At 51.3% G+C, this 16,615-nt stretch carries 15 protein-coding genes and 1 pseudogene; 8 read left to right on the top strand and 8 right to left on the bottom strand.

Translation table 11 applies throughout. The annotated features are described in order from the left end of the window. Nucleotides 1–175: 175 nt before the first annotated feature. Nucleotides 176–1,174, bottom strand: a complete 999-nt coding sequence (gene bioB / locus O71_RS14110; RefSeq protein ID WP_007657919.1) for a biotin synthase BioB — start codon at nucleotides 1,172–1,174, stop codon at nucleotides 176–178. Nucleotides 1,175–1,481: 307 nt separating this feature from the next. Here bioB and O71_RS14115 point away from each other — a divergent pair, with 307 nt between their 5' ends. After that, nucleotides 1,482–2,228 carry a hypothetical protein gene (locus O71_RS14115; protein WP_051017771.1) on the top strand — a complete coding sequence of 249 codons (747 nt, stop codon included), beginning with the start codon at nucleotides 1,482–1,484 and terminating at the stop codon, nucleotides 2,226–2,228. Between the two features lie 56 nt (nucleotides 2,229–2,284). Then, nucleotides 2,285–3,427, top strand: a complete 1,143-nt coding sequence (locus O71_RS14120; RefSeq protein WP_007657924.1) for a DEAD/DEAH box helicase — start codon at nucleotides 2,285–2,287, stop codon at nucleotides 3,425–3,427. 115 nt (nucleotides 3,428–3,542) lie between these two features. Here the strand turns inward: O71_RS14120 and O71_RS25690 are convergent, their stop codons facing one another. The 6 genes from O71_RS25690 to O71_RS14145 form a co-directional block, all read right to left on the bottom strand. Beyond that, on the bottom strand, nucleotides 3,543–3,791 hold the full coding sequence (locus O71_RS25690) for a hypothetical protein (protein ID WP_237717845.1): 249 nt from the start codon (nucleotides 3,789–3,791) through the stop codon (nucleotides 3,543–3,545). A gap of 26 nt (nucleotides 3,792–3,817) precedes the next feature. Beyond that, nucleotides 3,818–5,209 carry an alpha-amylase family protein gene (locus O71_RS14125; RefSeq protein ID WP_007657928.1) on the bottom strand — a complete coding sequence of 464 codons (1,392 nt, stop codon included), beginning with the start codon at nucleotides 5,207–5,209 and terminating at the stop codon, nucleotides 3,818–3,820. A 98-nt stretch (nucleotides 5,210–5,307) separates the two neighbouring features. Beyond that, nucleotides 5,308–5,754: a GNAT family N-acetyltransferase gene (locus O71_RS14130; RefSeq protein WP_007657931.1), complete on the bottom strand. Its 447-nt coding sequence runs from the start codon at nucleotides 5,752–5,754 to the stop codon at nucleotides 5,308–5,310. Next, the gene (locus O71_RS14135) at nucleotides 5,754–7,082 is read right to left on the bottom strand and encodes a toxin-antitoxin system YwqK family antitoxin (protein ID WP_007657934.1); all 1,329 of its coding nucleotides are present in this window, start codon (nucleotides 7,080–7,082) and stop codon (nucleotides 5,754–5,756) included. Before O71_RS14135 ends, O71_RS14130 begins: the two co-directional genes overlap by 1 nt. Before the next feature lie 98 nt (nucleotides 7,083–7,180). Further along, nucleotides 7,181–7,711 (bottom strand): HEAT repeat domain-containing protein, encoded by a 531-nt coding sequence (locus tag O71_RS14140; RefSeq protein ID WP_155800920.1) that lies wholly within the window; start codon nucleotides 7,709–7,711, stop codon nucleotides 7,181–7,183. 126 nt (nucleotides 7,712–7,837) lie between these two features. Next, nucleotides 7,838–9,022, bottom strand: coding sequence for an acetyl-CoA C-acyltransferase (locus O71_RS14145; protein ID WP_007657939.1), 1,185 nt, complete (start codon nucleotides 9,020–9,022; stop codon nucleotides 7,838–7,840). Nucleotides 9,023–9,304: 282 nt separating this feature from the next. On the opposite strand from O71_RS14145, the gene O71_RS25695 reads away from it, so the two are divergent. The 5 genes and pseudogenes from O71_RS25695 to O71_RS14160 all read left to right on the top strand — a co-directional run bounded on the left by O71_RS25695 (nucleotide 9,305) and on the right by O71_RS14160 (nucleotide 15,374). Continuing rightward, nucleotides 9,305–10,018: a hypothetical protein gene (locus O71_RS25695; protein WP_237717846.1), complete on the top strand. Its 714-nt coding sequence runs from the start codon at nucleotides 9,305–9,307 to the stop codon at nucleotides 10,016–10,018. Beyond that, entirely contained in the window at nucleotides 9,925–11,694 is a 1,770-nt protein-coding gene (locus O71_RS25700; RefSeq protein ID WP_237717847.1) for a hypothetical protein, read from the top strand. The genes O71_RS25695 and O71_RS25700 overlap by 94 nt, the downstream gene beginning before the upstream one ends. Beyond that, a complete protein-coding gene (locus O71_RS25705; protein WP_237717848.1) occupies nucleotides 11,688–12,209 on the top strand; it encodes a S9 family peptidase in 522 nt (173 codons plus the stop codon). Before O71_RS25700 ends, O71_RS25705 begins: the two co-directional genes overlap by 7 nt. Before the next feature lie 191 nt (nucleotides 12,210–12,400). Further along, nucleotides 12,401–14,031: pseudogene (locus O71_RS14155) on the top strand (TldD/PmbA family protein). Nucleotides 14,032–14,042: 11 nt separating this feature from the next. Then, nucleotides 14,043–15,374, top strand: a complete 1,332-nt coding sequence (locus O71_RS14160; RefSeq protein ID WP_040574318.1) for a TldD/PmbA family protein — start codon at nucleotides 14,043–14,045, stop codon at nucleotides 15,372–15,374. A gap of 90 nt (nucleotides 15,375–15,464) precedes the next feature. On the opposite strand, the gene O71_RS14165 is transcribed toward O71_RS14160, so the two are convergent. Continuing rightward, the gene (locus tag O71_RS14165; RefSeq protein WP_007657942.1) at nucleotides 15,465–15,923 is read right to left on the bottom strand and encodes a PaaI family thioesterase; all 459 of its coding nucleotides are present in this window, start codon (nucleotides 15,921–15,923) and stop codon (nucleotides 15,465–15,467) included. Between the two features lie 207 nt (nucleotides 15,924–16,130). Between O71_RS14165 and O71_RS14170 the strand changes: the two genes are divergently transcribed. Continuing rightward, on the top strand, nucleotides 16,131–16,472 hold the full coding sequence (locus O71_RS14170) for a zinc ribbon domain-containing protein YjdM (RefSeq protein ID WP_040574320.1): 342 nt from the start codon (nucleotides 16,131–16,133) through the stop codon (nucleotides 16,470–16,472). Nucleotides 16,473–16,615: the final 143 nt, after the last annotated feature.

Here is a 16,615-nt window from a genome sequence, read left to right on the forward strand (position 1 = left end):
TGATGTCATCTCCTAAAGTATGACATCAGTATCATCAGGCTGGGCTTCCACACCAGGGTTCCCCTCTAGAGAAGGGCAGGGGTGTGTTATAGCTATTGCCTTAATCCTTCGCCTAAAACCCATTCAGGATGACAGAGACAAGAGGCTTTCCGGTAAATTTTGTATTACCAAAGATCTAGCAAACGTGCTGTGCTTCTTCTTTAAAGGATTTTCTTGGAGTAAGACCCAACAGGTCAAACATAGCTTTATCGGCGTCGAAGTCCGGGTTTGGCGTCGTCAAAAGCTTTTCGCCAGTGAAGATGGAGTTGGCACCAGCCAGGAAACAAAGTGCCTGATCGGTCACGCTCATGCGCTCGCGGCCTGCTGACAGGCGTACCATGGTCTTGGGCATCAGGATACGGGCCGTGGCGATCATGCGTACCATTTCCCAAACGGTAACCAGCGGCTGGTTTTCCAGTGGCGTGCCTTTTACCGGTACCAGTGCGTTTACCGGCACTGATTCCGGGTGCTGCACCAGGGTGGACAAGGAATGGAGCATACCGATACGGTCTTCGTCTGTCTCGCCCAGACCGATAATGCCACCAGAACAAACCGATATACCTGCCTTGCGCACGTTCTCGATTGTGTCGAGGCGGTCGTCGTAGGTACGGGTCGTGATGATGTTGGAGTAGTTCTCCTCAGACGTGTCGAGGTTGTGGTTGTAGGCGTACAAGCCGGCTTCTTTCAGCTTCTCAGCCTGGTACTCGTTCACCATACCCAGGGTACAGCAAACTTCCAGTCCCATCTCGTTCACACCTTTCACCATATCAAGCACTTTGTCGAAGTCGCGGTTGTCGCGCACTTCGCGCCAGGCGGCACCCATGCAGAAACGGGTAGAACCGCCGTCTTTGGCACGCTGCGCAGCCGTGAGTACCTGCTCCTGGCTCAACAGTTTGTGCACATCCACACCTGTATGGAAGCGTGCCGCCTGCGGACAGTAAGAGCAGTCTTCCGGACAGCCACCGGTTTTTACTGACAACAAAGTACACACCTGCACCTCACCAGTAGCCTGGTGCTGCTTATGTACATTGGCTGCTTCTACAATCAGTTCCAACACCGGTTTATAATAGATCGCTTTGATCTCCTCCAGTGTCCAGTCGTTACGTATGGCTGCGTTAAGTCCGTCTTGCGTCATGTTTATCGGGTTTGGATTACGAAGATAATTTGAAGATTTAGGAATAAAAAATCAAGGTTGGGGGTATATTCAGTGGATAACTTGTTAACTATTTAAGCACGTGTACTATTTCTGTGGAAAAAATGGTTTGTTAATTTGTTGGGAAGCAGCTTTCAGTAGGGCTGCGCGGCCCTCATGCTGTGGAAATAAAGTTGAAGCCGGACTTGCTGTTTGATGGCCCCAGGCTTTGTACAGGGCAACAGAAGAAGGGATTTTGGGGTATACCTGAATCTGTAAATTGTACCGATCTCTTCTTCATTGTTGACATATGCATTTGACCTCTACTTCCCCTACCACCACACCCTTGTTGCTTTCACCTGAAAATGTGCTTCGGAAGCTTGCTGTCATTATTTTCGTGCTGCTGCTGGCTGATATTGCCGGGATTTTACTGGACAGTGTTTTGCACTACGAATCAAGGTTGACGCGGATATTGATGTATTATTTTACTTTCAACGGCGAGAGCAACATACCTGCTTTTTTCTCTTCGGTGATGTTGTTAGCTGCCAGTGGACTCCTTTTTCTTGTTCACCGCCAACACAAGCACTCTGTACAGGAAACCTATGCCCGTCATTGGTTTATCCTGGGGTGCATTTTCCTGTTTATGGCCATCGATGAGAACACACAGATACACGAGCGGGTGGCGGATTTTGTGCGTCCGCGTCTGGCAACCGATTTGTCAGGCATGCTGCATTGGGCCTGGGTGGTGCCCTATAGCGTGCTCACGCTGGCGGTTGTTGCTTATTTTATCGGCTTTGTGCTTCGCCTGCCCGCTTATACCCGCAATCTCATCCTGCTGTCGGGTGCGCTGTTTGTGGGCGGTGCGCTCGGGCTGGAGTTTTTTGAAGGCTATCTGTACAAGCGCTACGGGCTAGACCACCTGTACAACCGCATCCTCTACTGCCTGGAAGAGCTAATGGAAATGTCAGGGGTAGCGTTGTTTATCTATGCCCTGCTCGACTACCTGACAAGATATGGCACCCAGATCCTGATTGCTCCCAAAAACAGAGACGTATAATATGTGTACCTTTGCCAGTGCGCGGGCAGGTCGCCCGGCGCTCTATACCTGAATCTATGTCATTTTCGTCATTAGGCCTTTCGGCACCACTGCTTCGTTCCATTCAAGAGCAAGGCTATACAGCTCCTTATCCTATACAGACACGGGCTATACCTGCCATTCTGAAAGGAAAGGACCTGTTAGGTATAGCCCAGACCGGCTCCGGCAAGACGGCTAGTTTCGCGTTGCCTATACTGGAGCTATACCAGCAGAAGCAGGCCGGCCGTAACCGCTATGTGCGCACGCTGGTGCTGGTGCCGACACGCGAACTGGCGGTACAAATCGAAGAGGTGTTCAGAGCATTCGGTAAAGGACTGGGCAGACCGGTGAAGACGCTGGCCGTGTATGGTGGCATCTCGATCAACCCGCAGATGATGAAGCTAAGCGGTACAGATGTGCTCGTTGCCACGCCTGGCCGACTGCTCGACCTGATCGAAAACAAAGCAGTGCACCTTTCAGAGGTAGAAACGCTGGTGCTCGATGAGGCAGATAAAATGCTGAATCTGGGGTTTCAGGAGGAGGTGAACAAGCTGCTCGGCATGTTGCCAGCCGGGCGGCAGAACCTCCTGTTCTCAGCTACATTGAGCCAGGATGTGGAGGATCTGATCAGCAAACTGCTGACGGACCCGGTGCGGGTAACCGTGCAGGAGGAAGCCACGGTGCCGGAACTGATCAAGCAGGTAGCCTACCAGGTAGATCCTGAGAAGAAAGGGCCGCTGCTGCGTTACCTGATCCGGCAGCACGACATGCAGCAGGTGCTGGTATTTGCTTCGTCCATCCGTACGGCTGATAATGTGGTGGGTAAACTCAAAAAGCACGGAATTGAAGCCGCTGCTTTTCACGGTGACAGAAGCCAGGGCGGCAGAACGGAGGCGCTTCGTCAGTTCAAGGCGGGCAAGCTCCGCGTACTGGTCGCCACCGATCTGGCCTCACGAGGTATAGACATCAAGTTCCTGCCTTATGTGATCAACTACGAACTGCCGCGCTCTCCTAAAGACTATGTGCACCGGATCGGGCGTACAGGCCGTGCCGAAGCCTCCGGCGAAGCCATTTCGCTGATCACACCGGAAGATGCCCATCACTTTAAAATCATCCAGAAAAAAATGGGAGTGAGGGTGGAGGTGCTTCCTACAGGCGAAATTGAACTGCAGGGACAGTAAGGTATAGGTATAAACTTAGCAGGTAATGCGAACCACAGGTACAGCCACAAAGCTTTAGCTTCATTTTTAAACAAAGCGCCCTTTCTGCTTTAACAGAAAGGGCGCTTTGTTTGCTCTAGCTCTTCTTGAGCAGATGACTTAAGTCACCGGTCCGGAACCAGCGATAGCCGTAGGCATCGAGCGTAATGTAGTGTTTACCCTTCTCGTCAGCTTCGCTTTCATAGTTCACCATCAGGTCGATCAGCTTTTGCTCTTTTTCTTTTTGACCGTTTTGCTTTTGCTTTAAGTCTAAAATTACCTCGTGTGCTTTTTCATCGAAGTTGTGCAGGATGATCAGGGAGCTGCCTTGCCAGCTGTAGTGCATGCAGAGTACCTTCGGTTTGTTTGTTTTCAGGATTTGCAATCCCCAAAGCCAATCTCGGTACACTCCTGCCTTAGGCGGATCAAGGCTGTCATCCAGTTTAGAAGTGAATCCGGTTCACGACGCTGGTTCTCTACATTCACATGGTGATAAGAGTAAGGACCTTTGTCAATGACAGGATGCACCAGTTTGTCTGCTTCGGAAAAGCCCGCTTGGTGGTCATCGGTCCATTGCATTGGTGTGCGCACGGCGTCCCGTTCATTCAGACTCAGGTCATCCCCCATGCCTATTTCATCGCCATAACGGATAACGGGAGTGCCCGGCAAAGAGAACATCAGGCTATAAGCTAACTCACTTTGCTGGCGGTTTCCCAGCATAGTAGAAAGACGACGGCGGATGCCCCGATCGTAAAGCTGCATGTCTTTATCCGGGGCGAAACGGGCAAATACCTTTTCACGCTGTTCATCGGTTAGGCGACCCAGGTCCAGTTCGTCGTGATTGCGCAGGAAGTGGGCCCACTGCACCGTTGCCATGTGGGTGCGTGTTTCTTCCAGGGCCTCCACCAGAGGCTCTATTTCGCCGGTAGCCAGGGCGTAAAACAGGTGCTGGTTCACATAAAAGTTGAACATCATCTGAATGCCATCCCCTTTATCACCGAAGTATTTTTTAGTTTCCTCAGGGAGTACGTTAGCTTCGCCCAGCAGAATAGCATCCCCACGCCGCCATTGCAGAAAGCGTCGCATGTCACGCAGGTAATCAAAGTTTAGTTCATGATTATCTGAACCCGGTACGGGCGACTCGATCATAAAAGGCACAGCATCTACCCTGAAGCCACATACCCCCAATTGCAGCCAAAAGCCCATGATGCGCTGAATCTCTTCACGCACTTTGGGGTTGTCCATGTTAAGATCGGGCTGAAATTCGTAGAAGCGGTGGAAATACCAGGACTTCGCTTTCTTGTCGTACGTCCAGGTAGAGTCCTGCACCCCCGGGAACACCATGCCCTCGTCCCAGTCAGAAGGCTTCTTTTTAGACCATACATACCAGTCGCGGTGCTCGGCATCTTCGCTGCTGCGGGCATCCTGAAACCAGGGGTGCTGGTCGGAGGTATGGTTCACCACCAGATCGATGATGACCTTGATGCCGCGCTTATTGGCCTGGTGCATGAACTCGACAAAGTCACCGCTGGAGCCGTGCCGTTGATCGACACCATAGTAATCGTACACATCGTAACCATTGTCCTTGTTGGGGGTGGGTTGGAAGGGGGCTAGCCAAACACAGTCGATGCCCATAGCGTTGAGGTAATCAAGGCGGCGGGCCAGACCTGCGAAGTCACCCACGCCATCGCCGTTCAGGTCCATGAACGTTTCAAGATCGAGGCTGTAGATGATAGCATTTTTGTACCAGAGCTCTTCAAGCATAGCGAATCGGTTTTGGTTGGTTAAAACTTGATTCGTCTATACGGGAGTTTGGCGTTGAAAGTCGGGAGCGGAGGTATAAGTTCGGCTGTGCCCTTTTGTTAGCGCTTAGTTTTGGCCTGCCAGTCTTCGTAGCGCATTTCAAATTTGATTTCTGAACCGCCGTGTATACCTGTTTCGCGCCAGCCTTGTCGACGGTAAAAGACCTCAGCCCTTGTGCCGGGGTCGGTGCCCAGCCATATTGTTTCTTTCGTTTGTCGGAAGTACCAGTCAAGCATGATGCGGTGCAGTTGCTTGCCTATGCCTTGGCCTTCAAATTCCGGTAGCAGAAATAAAGCCCACACATTGTGCTCCTGCAGGTCGACGATTGAGAAGCCGACCACTTGGCCATCAACTTCGCACACCCAGCCTTTGCCGCGCTCGTTCAGGTATAGCGCGCAGAGCTCGTCCGTCACCAGCGTCGGGTCAGAGAGGATATTCTCTTTTACGGAGTGACGGATGATCTGGAGTCGGGGGATATCGGCGGTGGTGGCTTCGCGGAAGAGCATTACTTCTCCTTCTCCTCTACAACTTCACCATTCCGGTAAAGGCGTGTTTTGTATACCTTGCCTTCGTCGTTGTGGTACTTCCAGGTGCCGGTGGCTTTGTTGTTGCGGTGCTGGCCCAGCACTTCTACTTTGCCATTCTCGAAGTACTGTTTGTAAGGCCCAAAGCGAAGGCCGTCTTTATAGCTTGTCTCGGACTTGAGTTTGCCGCTTTCATAGAACTCCTGGCTGCTCACGATCTTGCCATCGCCTTTGCCATAGGTATATTTTGCCTTAGCCTGACCGTTTTCATAGTAAACAATGCGCTCGCCTGTCAGCTTGTTAGCGTTATAGGTTTCAGCTACCTCTACCTTCTTACCCGGGGCGTCATAGTAGGTTTTCCAGCTGCCGGTGCGCAGTTTGTTTTTGTATTGCTCCTCGGCTTTTATGTTGCCGGATGGGTAGTAGGTCGTGATCTTGCGGTCATCGCCATTGTTACTATATTGTCCTTCTTCCTTCAGCTTGCCGTCTTCAAAGTATACCTGCGATAGGCCCTGTACCTGTCCGTTGCGGTAGGTGATCATGCTGCGCAGGTTGCCATTCTCGAAGTATGACTTGGAAGGTCCGTGCATTTTACCAGAAACAAAGCTGCCTTCTGTGCTCAGTTTACCGCTGCGATAGTAGCTCTTGAAGGTGCCGTTACGCTGACCGGCCACATTGATCACTTCGGTTTCGAGTTGGCCATTGTCGAAGTAAGTCTTGTAGGACCCTTCCAGCATACCGTTGCGATAAGTGGCATCCGTCTCGAGGTTGCCATTATCGAAGTACGTTTTGGCCGGACCGTTCTGCTGGCTGTTCTTGTAAGTGATCTCTGATTTGAGTTTTCCGTTCGGGTAAAACTCCCGCACCAGACCCTCCGGGAAACCGTTTACAAAAGAGGTTTCCTTACGCACCTTGCCATCCGCATAAAAAGTCTTGAACACATCGCTCTGCTGGTCCTTATCATAGCTGCCTTCCTGCAGCAGACGGCCGTCCGGATGGAAAGCCTTGAAAGGCCCCTGTTTCTGATCCTGTACGTAAGTTACCTGCATGCGGGGTTGTCCGTTCTGGTAGAACTCCGTGAACACGCTGTCCTTTTTGCCTTCCACAAATTTGGCAAAGGCCTCCCGCTCGCCGGTAGGATAGTAGCGGTTGTAGTAGCCAACAATGGCCGAATCCGGCGTCATATAGTATACCTCCTTCACGCTGGTCATGGACTCGTCGTGATAGGTTACCACTTTGCGTTGGGTCTGTCCATAAGCCACGGCGCTGAAAAGTAAAACAGCCGGTAAGATTGAAAGCAATTTCGACATGGGTACTAGTTTCTGTCTGATAAATTTTGATAAGCGTGTAAGGTCGTATTAGGGGTAAATCTATTGCCAAAATACCCCTTGTCCTGTCACGTATATGGTCATACCTTCTTTTTAGTGATTTCCTTTGCCACTAACTTCATAAACGGGTCGGTATCCCGCACATATTTCTGGGCTAGCTCTACAGCCTTATTGTGGTTCACTTTGTTCAGGCTCAGCAAGGCGCGTCTTATCACATACTTGTCTTCGCTGTTGATCAGCTGCAGGAGCATCTTCTCTCGACCTTCCACTTCTACATTCCCAAGCAATTCGGCCATTTGCCACCTGGCCTGTGGCTGGTCAGAAAAAACAGCCTTCCGCACAAAACGCAGTGGGCTTTCCAGTTTCTCCTCCACACTTTTCAGCACTACACCCGCTTCGTTGTCAATAGCCAGCGCATATACCAGCAGTTGCGCCAAATCATGGTTGAACTCCTGGTTTAGTTGTTCCAGCGCTTCGTTGGCTGCTTTGTAGAGTGCGTCCCATCCGGGGTACTCAGCTTCCCACTCGCCTAAACCTCTGTTTTCATTATATGTATCGGGCGTCATATCGGCCCACTCCCAGAACTTTGCTAGCTCGTTTTCTAATGACATAAGCGATTCAAATTGGATAAACACCAAAAGTATGGCAAACAGTTTAATATGCTGACCAAGGTATAAAAAAGAAGCCTTACGAAATAACGTAAGGCTTCCTGCAAAAAATATACCGCAAAGCGGAGATTACATTTTCTCGATCACAAGGGCAGAGGCACCGCCGCCACCGTTGCAAATACCGGTCACACCGATCTTGCCGCCTTTTTTGTCGAGCACGTTGCATAGGGTAGTTACGATACGGGCACCGGAAGCGCCAAGTGGGTGGCCCAGGGATACAGCACCACCGAATACGTTCACGTTGCCGCCTTCCAGACCCAGTTTCTGGTTATTAGCGATCGATACCACAGAGAATGCTTCGTTGATCTCGTAGAAGTCCACTTCCTCAGGCGACACGCCGGCGTTTTTCAGCGCCTTAGGTATAGCCAAAGATGGCGTGGTCGTGAACCAGATCGGATCCTGCTCCGCATCTGCAAAGCCACGGATTTTCGCGATCGGCTTCAGACCCAGTTCTTCCGCCTTCTCTTTGCTCATCAGCAACAGGGCCGCAGCACCATCGTTCAGGGTAGAGGCGTTGGCAGCAGTCACTGTACCTGCCTTGTCGAACACAGGGCGCAGACCGGCCATTTTCTCGAAGTTCACTTTCTTGTACTCTTCGTCTTCTGACACCACGATCGGGTCTTTGCCGCGCTGTGGAATTTCTACCGGCACGATCTCGTCTTTCAGCATACCGGCCTCAGCGGCGGCGGCTACTTTCTTGTAAGACTGCGTGGCGTACTCGTCCTGCATTTCGCGGGTGATCTTCATTTCACGGGCTGTGTTCTCAGCGGCGTTGCCCATGTGGAAGTCATTGTATACATCCCACAGACCATCTTTCATCAGGCCGTCGATCATCTGACCGTGACCCAACTTTGCACCAAAGCGGGCTTTGTCAAGGTAATATGGCACGTTGGACATACTCTCCATACCGCCTGCCACGATGATATCTTTGTGACCGAGCATAATCGCCTGCGCCGCAAACATGATCGCCTTTGTTCCGGAGGCACATACCTTGTTCACCGTCGTACATTCTACTTCGTAGCCCAGACCCGCCTTCACGGCAGCCTGACGGGCAGGCGCCTGGCCTACGTTGGCCGACAGCACGTTACCCATAATCACTTCCTGTACCAGGCTTTTGTCAACACCGGCTTTTTCCAGTGCTCCTTTGATAGCGGCTGCACCCAGTTCCGTGGCAGAAAGGCTGGCCAGAGCGCCGCCAAAGCTACCAATCGGGGTACGCACAGCCGAAATAATATATACTTCCTTCGTTTGCATAAGATTGTGTCTAATAGTTTTATAGTGTGAAATTATCAGGATTCAGGCTGAAAACCAAACAATCGTTAGGTAAATGGCTGCTTTTGTAGCTTAAGGGTTTAAATGCTAAATTGTTAACTTCCCATTAGTAGGCTTGTGGCACATATAGGTGGTGGCGGAACTAACTGCCTTTAAACCTTCATTATAAAGTGAGCTCTAAAGGTATAACGGCCACAGCCGCAAAATAATTTGTACATTTAGAAAACCAATCGAAACCGCTAACCGATAGCAAAGCCTTATACAATGAAGAAATTTTTATTGCTGGCGGCCCTGTTTGGTGCAGGCCTTATTCAGGCGCAGGCACAGCAGCAAGCCTCCAAAAAGCCACTCACCCACGATGTATACGACAGCTGGAAAGGCGTAGGCAGCGACAAGCTCTCCAACAACGGCCAATACGTGCTTTTTAACGTCGATCCGCAGGAAGGCGATGGCGCCCTCTACATCCGAAATTACGCCAGCAAGGCCATGCGCGAGTTCTCCCGCGGTACCAAGGCGGAGTTTACGAACGACAGCCGTTATGCTGTGTTCCAGATCAAGCCGGAGTATAACAAGGTACGTGCGCTTAAGCTGAAAAAGAAAAAAGGCGACGATCTGCCGAAGGACTCGCTGGCTATTGTGACGCTGGAGAACATGAACGTGGTAAAAGTGCCGCGCGTGAAGTCTTTTAAACTGCCAAAGGAAGGCAGCAACTGGCTGGCCTATCAATTGGAAAAACCACTTCCGGCGAAAAAAGAAGCCGCAAAGAAAGAAGACTCTAAAACTGAGCCCGCTATACCTGAGGCGACAAAAACCGAACCTGCCAAGCAGCCGCAGCAAAGCCAGCTGCTAAGCCAAAGCAGAAGAAATCTGAAGGTACGGAGCTGGTGTTGCGCAACCTGCAGACCGGACATGAGCAGCGCTTCGACCGTGTGGTGGATTACATGTTCTCTGAGAAAGGCAACATGCTTTACTTCGTGAAGGATGAACTGGACTCGCTGCACACCGCCGGGGTATACGCTTTCAGTACTGCCGACCTAAAAGTAATGCCAATCGATACGGGAAAGGTAACCTACAAAGGCATCAGCACTGACAAGGCGGGTGAGCAACTGGCCTATGTGGCGACAACCGACTCCACAGGGGCAGAGATACGCTACTTCAACCTATACCACTGGAACAAAAAAGACAACAAAGCGGTAACGCTGGCCGATACGCTTACCAAAGGGATGCCAGCTGCCTGGATGGTGAGCGAACATGGTAACCTGCGCTTCTCGGAAGACGGTCGTCGCCTGTTCTTCGGCACCTTCCCGCGCCCGACCCGCTTTGAAAAAGATACTACTAAACTCGACGAGGAGAAAGTGAGCCTCGACATCTGGGGTTACAAAGATCCGCTGATCCAGCCGATGCAGCTCAAACAGCTGAGTCGCGACCAGAAGCGCTCCTTCCTGGCCCTGTACGACTTGCGCGGTAAGAAAATGCAGCAGCTGGCCACCCTTGAGATGCCAGATGTATATCTGGACGCTAACGGTCAGGCAGATGTGGCTTTGGCAGTGAGTGACGAGAAGTATAAAGTGACGATCGGCTACGATACGCCAACCCGAAAGGATGCCTACCTGATCGATCTGAAAAAGGGAACAGCCAAGCAGATCCTGAAAGAAACAAGAGGCTATCCGCGTCTGTCGCCACAGGGAGCTTACGTGTACTGGTACGAACCTACCGACAGCAGCTGGCACGCAATGAACACCAAGGGCGGTGCCAATATCAACCTGACCAAAGGTATAGGCCAGGCTTTCTATGAAGAGGATAACGATGTGCCGGCACTGCCAGGCTCTTACGGTGCAGCAGGCTGGGTAGAAAAGGACAACGCCTTTCTGGTGTATGACCGTTTCGATATCTGGAAGCTGGACCCAAGCGGCAAGAAAGCCCCTGAGAACCTGACCGACAGGTATGGTCGCAACAACAAACTGCGTCTGCGCTACGAGCAGCTCGACAGCGAAGAGAAATTTATACCTGCAGACGCCACGCTATACCTGAGCGCCTTTAACCTGACCGATAAGTCGGCTGGCTTCTTCCGCGACCATGTGAGCAAAACTGCGCAGCCTGAAAAACTGGTGATGACACCGCATGGCTATACCTCATTGCGCAAAGCCAAGAACAGCGATCGCACTACGTTCCGCCGCGGCTCTTTCCGTGAGTACAACGACCTCTATACCTCTGACCTGAGCTTTACCAATTTAGAGAAACTGAGCGATGCCAATCCGCAGATGAAAGACTACCTGTGGGGAACGGTGGAACTGGTGAGCTGGAAATCGACGGACGGTATACCGTTGGAGGGCCTGCTTTACAAGCCGGAGAATTTTGATCCGAAAAAGAAATACCCGATGCTGGTATACTTCTACGAGCGCTCCTCTGACGGCATCCATAACCACCGTGTACCGGCTCCAAGCGCCTCTACTATCAACATCCCATACTTTGTAAGTAACGACTACCTCGTGTTTGTGCCGGACATTGTATATACCGAAGGCTATCCGGGTGAGAGCGCCATGGACTGCATTATACCGGGTGTGCAAAGCATCGTGGCGCAAGGCTTCGTGGATGACAAGAACATGGCTTTGCAGGGCAGAGCTGGGGCGGTTACCAGATCGCCTACATGGTGACCCGCACCAACATGTTCAAGGCTGCGATGGCCGGTGCGCCGGTGTCCAATATGACGAGTGCTTACGGCGGTATACGCTGGGGAACGGGCCTGAGCCGTCAGTTCCAGTACGAGCGCACGCAGAGCCGCATTGGCGGAACGCTATGGGAGAAACCAATGCAGTTTATCGAAAACTCACCGCTCTTCTTTGCCGACCGTGTGAAAACACCGTTGCTGATCATGCACAATGACCAGGACGGGGCTGTACCGTGGTACCAGGGCATTGAGTTCTTCATGGCGCTGCGGCGTCTCGAAAAGCCGGTATGGATGCTTGTGTACAACGGCGAGGACCACAACCTGATGCAACGCAAAAACCGAAAAGACCTGTCTGTGCGCATGTCCCAGTTCTTCGACCACTACCTCAAAGGCGCTCCGGCTCCGAAGTGGATGGATCAGGGGGTGCCAACCTTGCTGAAAGGCAAAGACTATGGTTTTGAGCTGACAGAGCCGCAGGTTTCTTCTGCGCCGAAGGAGTAAGTTATACCTTACATAATTCAGCATAACAGCGGCCGCTTCTGCAAAGAAACGGCCGCTGTTTTTATATAGAATGATTTACCGATCCGGTAAGAAGCATAGTATTTAATCTATTAGTTTAAATTCAATAAAAACTTGTATTTGTGAAAGGTATTGCTTAGCTTCAACTATCTGTTAACTAATGGAATAGAAGCTTGAAACGTCGTGACTTTATGTACCTGGCAGGTATGGGCGCTGGAGCGCTGATGCTGCCTATACCTGTAATGGGGAATCATGTGCCGCCGGAGGCCCTGCTTGGGCAAATGGATGTGGCGCTGAAGAAAGAGTTGGCAGATGTAGCCTTAAACACAGCCCGTTCCAGCGGTGCCACTTATGCCGATATCCGTATTGGGCGCTACTTGAATCAGTTTGTGATCACCCGCGACAATAAAGTGGAAAACACGGTGAACACCGAGTCTTATGGCGCAGGTATACGTGTGCTGGCTGATGGTGCCTGGGGTTTCGTGGCGGCCGATAACATCACACGCGACAACATTGCCAGCATGACCAAGAAGGCTGTCGCCATTGCCAAAGCCAATTCCAAACTACTCGAGCAGCCTGTGGTGCTGGCGCCGCAGCAGGGCTATGGTGAGGTGAGCTGGAAAACACCAATCGAGAAAAATGCCCTGGCTATACCTATCAAGGAGAAAGCCGATCTGTTGCTTGCCGTCAACGATGCCGCCATGAAAAGCGGGGCCAATTACATGAACTCGCTCCTCTTTCTGGTGAACGAACAAAAGTACTTTGCCTCAACCGATGGTTCTTACATTGACCAGGACGTGCACCGCATCTGGCCTATTTTCATCGCTACGGCCATCGACCCTGCCACGGGTAAGTTCGAGACACGTCAGTCGTTGAGCTCGCCAATGGGCATGGGCTATGAGTACCTGGATGGCGCAAAGAAAGCAAGGTTGCCAGCGTGACCACCCTTTACGGCAATCATTACGATATGCTGGAAGACGCCACTGCAGCCGGTAAGCAGGCTGTAGAGAAGCTAAAAGCGAAGTCGGTGGAGGCAGGCAAATACGATCTCGTGCTTGACCCGTCACACCTCTGGCTGACTATACATGAATCGGTGGGGCACCCGCTGGAGCTCGACCGTGTGCTGGGCTACGAAGCAAACTTTGCAGGCACTTCTTTTGCTACGCTCGACAAATGGAAATCCAAGAACTTCAAATACGGCTCAGACAGGGTACACTTGTTTGCAGACAAGACACAGCCCGGTTCGCTCGGTGCCGTGGGCTACGATGACGAGGGCGTGAAGACCAAGCAGTGGGATCTGGTGAAGGACGGCATACTGGTGAATTACCAGGCTACCCGCGACCAGGCGCACATCATCGGCGAGAAAGAATCGCATGGCTGCTGCTACGCCGACAGTTGGAGTTCTGTGCAGTTCCAACGTATGCCAAACGTGTCGCTGGCAGCTGGCAAGACACCGCTTAGCGTGCAGGACATGATCAAGGATGTGAAGAAAGGCATTTACATCATCGGCGACGGCTCCTTCTCGATAGACCAGCAGCGCTATAACTTCCAATTCGGCGGGCAGCTTTTCTACGAGATCAAAGACGGACAGATTGCCGGTCAGCTACGCGATGTGGCCTACCAGAGTAATACCCAGGAATTCTGGAACTCCTGCGCCGCTATCTGCGACGAGCGTGACTACCGATTGGGCGGCTCCTTCTTCGACGGCAAAGGTCAGCCAGAGCAGGTGAGCTCCGTGTCCCATGGCAGCGCGACCACCCGCTTTAATGGAGTAAATGTGATCAATACAGCTAGAAAAATCTAAACTCTCAAACTATGTTATTCACAGAACAACAGGCACGGGAGGTAATGCAGAAGGCACTGCAATACTCCAAAGCAGATGAGTGTGTGGTGAACCTGCAGGGCAGCGACAGCGGTAACATACGCTATGCCAACAATGCTGTGTCTACCAGCGGCGAAAATAGTACAACCAGCTTAGTGGTGACCTCTGCTTTTGGCAAAAAATCAGGTATAGCGACCATCAACGAATTTGACGAAGCCTCGCTGGAGAAGGTGGTGCGGCGCTCCGAAGAGCTGGCTCAACTGGCTCCTGAAAACCCGGAGTATATGCCTATTCTTGGCCCGCAGAAATACAGCAGCTCCAATGCTTATTTCAAGAGCACGGCAGCATTCTCGCCCGAGCAACGTGCCAATGCCGCGGCAGCGAGCATACTGCCCGCCCGCCAACGCAAGCTCATAGCCGCTGGCTACCTGCAACATAATAACGGTTTCCAGGCCATGCTCAACTCCAAAGGCTTATTTGCCTATCACCCCAGCACCGATGTAAGATTCTCGGTAACGGTGCGCAACGAAGCCGGTACCGGTTCTGGTTATGCATCCCGCGGATACAACGACATCACCAAACTGGACACGGGCATAGCGTCCAAAATTGCCATGGACAAAGCAGAAGGCTCAGCCAAAGCGGTTGCCATAGAACCAGGAAAATATACAGTCATACTTGAACCTGCTGCCGTAGCGGTGCTGCTGGAGAACATGTTCTTCAATATGGATGCACGCAGTGCAGACGAAGGACGGAGCTTCATGAGCAAGCCAGGGGGCAAAACCAAGGTTGGCGAAAAGCTGGTAGATTCAAAAGTGAATATCTACTCAGACCCTACCCACCCAGACTTGCCTACGGCCACCTGGAGCGAAGACGGCCGGCCTCTGGAGCGCACAAATTGGATCGAGAATGGGGTGATGAAAAATTTGTATGCCTCGCGCTACTGGGCAGAGAACAAAGGAGCCAAGTCGATTCCGATGCCGAACAACGCGATCATGGAAGGGGGCAAAGCATCATTGGATGACATGATCAAAAACACGAAGCGGGGTATCCTGGTAACGCGCCTATGGTATATCCGCTCCGTTGATCCGCAGACCCTCTTGCTGACCGGACTGACACGTGACGGTACTTTCCTGATCGAGAACGGGAAGATAAAACATCCTGTCAAGAACTTCCGCTTCAACGAGAGCCCGATTATCATGCTGAACAACCTGGAGGAAATGGGCCGCCCGGAAAGGGTGGTAAGTGGCGAGTCGAACATCAACTACATTTTGCCGCCACTCAAGGTTCGTGACTTTACGTTCAGCAGTTTGTCAGATGCTGTGTAAGTAGGATGTGGTAAAATTTTAGAGTGCCTTTTTGCTATGAAACACTAGAACCGCTTCGGTCAATCCGGGCGGTTTTTTAGTTTTTAGTCCTTAATGCTTCGCTTCCAGTCCGTAATGCTCCAGGCTCTCCCAGGACTGGTTCGTTCGCATAAATTGCCCAGTTCCAAAAGCGACTTCTTTGCCCTTTTCATTGTACAAGGTCGCCTCTGCCACAAACAGGTTTTTGCTGACTGAGCGAACGGTACCGACCGCTTTGAGTGAGCCGCTTGTAACGGGTCTGGTCAAATTGATCTGGAAAGAGAAAGTGACGATAAACACATCCGTCACCAGCGAAGCCACTGCAAAATAGGCGGCATCATCGAGCAGCTTGAAGTAAGTCGCTCCGTGTATGGCCTGCGCTCCGTGAAAATACTTTGGATCGACGGGCAGTGTGATTTCGGACTTGCTATGCGACACTTCGATGCTGCTGCCACTGAACAGTTGCTGTACATTGGCGCTTAGGTATAGCCTTTCCAGTTTCCGGTGATGCGCTTCAGATTTGGTTGACATGCGGTGTTTTTTGTGCAAGTATACGCAATGCTACTCAGGCGATTGAGCATTTATAGAAGAAAGAAAAGGCAGTGATTGCAGGAATGTTAGTATATTCGCTTGTCGCAGGTATAGCTGAACAAGTTGCGATGGATATGGAATGGAGTTGCCTTTTCATTGTTCACTTGCTGTACATAAGCATAAACAGAGTAAAAATAGAACACCATTATGTCAGATGAATTGAAACAGTGTCCGAAATGTAGCTCACCTTACGGATACGCCATGAGCCAAGAGCTTTATGCCTGCCCGGAGTGCGGCAATGAGTGGAATCCGAATGAAGTGGTAGAAGAAGCAGGCTTGAAAGTGGTGGATGCGAACGGTAATGTTCTTCAGGATGGCGATTCCGTTGTTGTTATCAAAGACCTTCCAGTAAAAGGCGCTCCTAAGCCGGTGAAGGCTGGAACCAAAGTAAAGAACATACGCCTGACTGATGGTGATCATAACATCGACTGCAAAATCGATGGCTTTGGCTCTATGGGGCTTAAATCAGAGTTTGTAAGAAAGGCTTAAACAGTTTGGTCTGTTGCTGGGCAGGGGCAGCATTGTATGGTAGATATCATCACCGAAATAGACATTAACAGACCACTTTTTGAAGTGTTGGCTGCGGAAGGCCAATAACAAGGATTTGAAAAAGCTAAAGGAAATCCTGGAAA

This window comes from Pontibacter sp. BAB1700 (assembly GCF_000277005.1).
Taxonomy (GTDB): domain Bacteria; phylum Bacteroidota; class Bacteroidia; order Cytophagales; family Hymenobacteraceae; genus Pontibacter; species Pontibacter lucknowensis.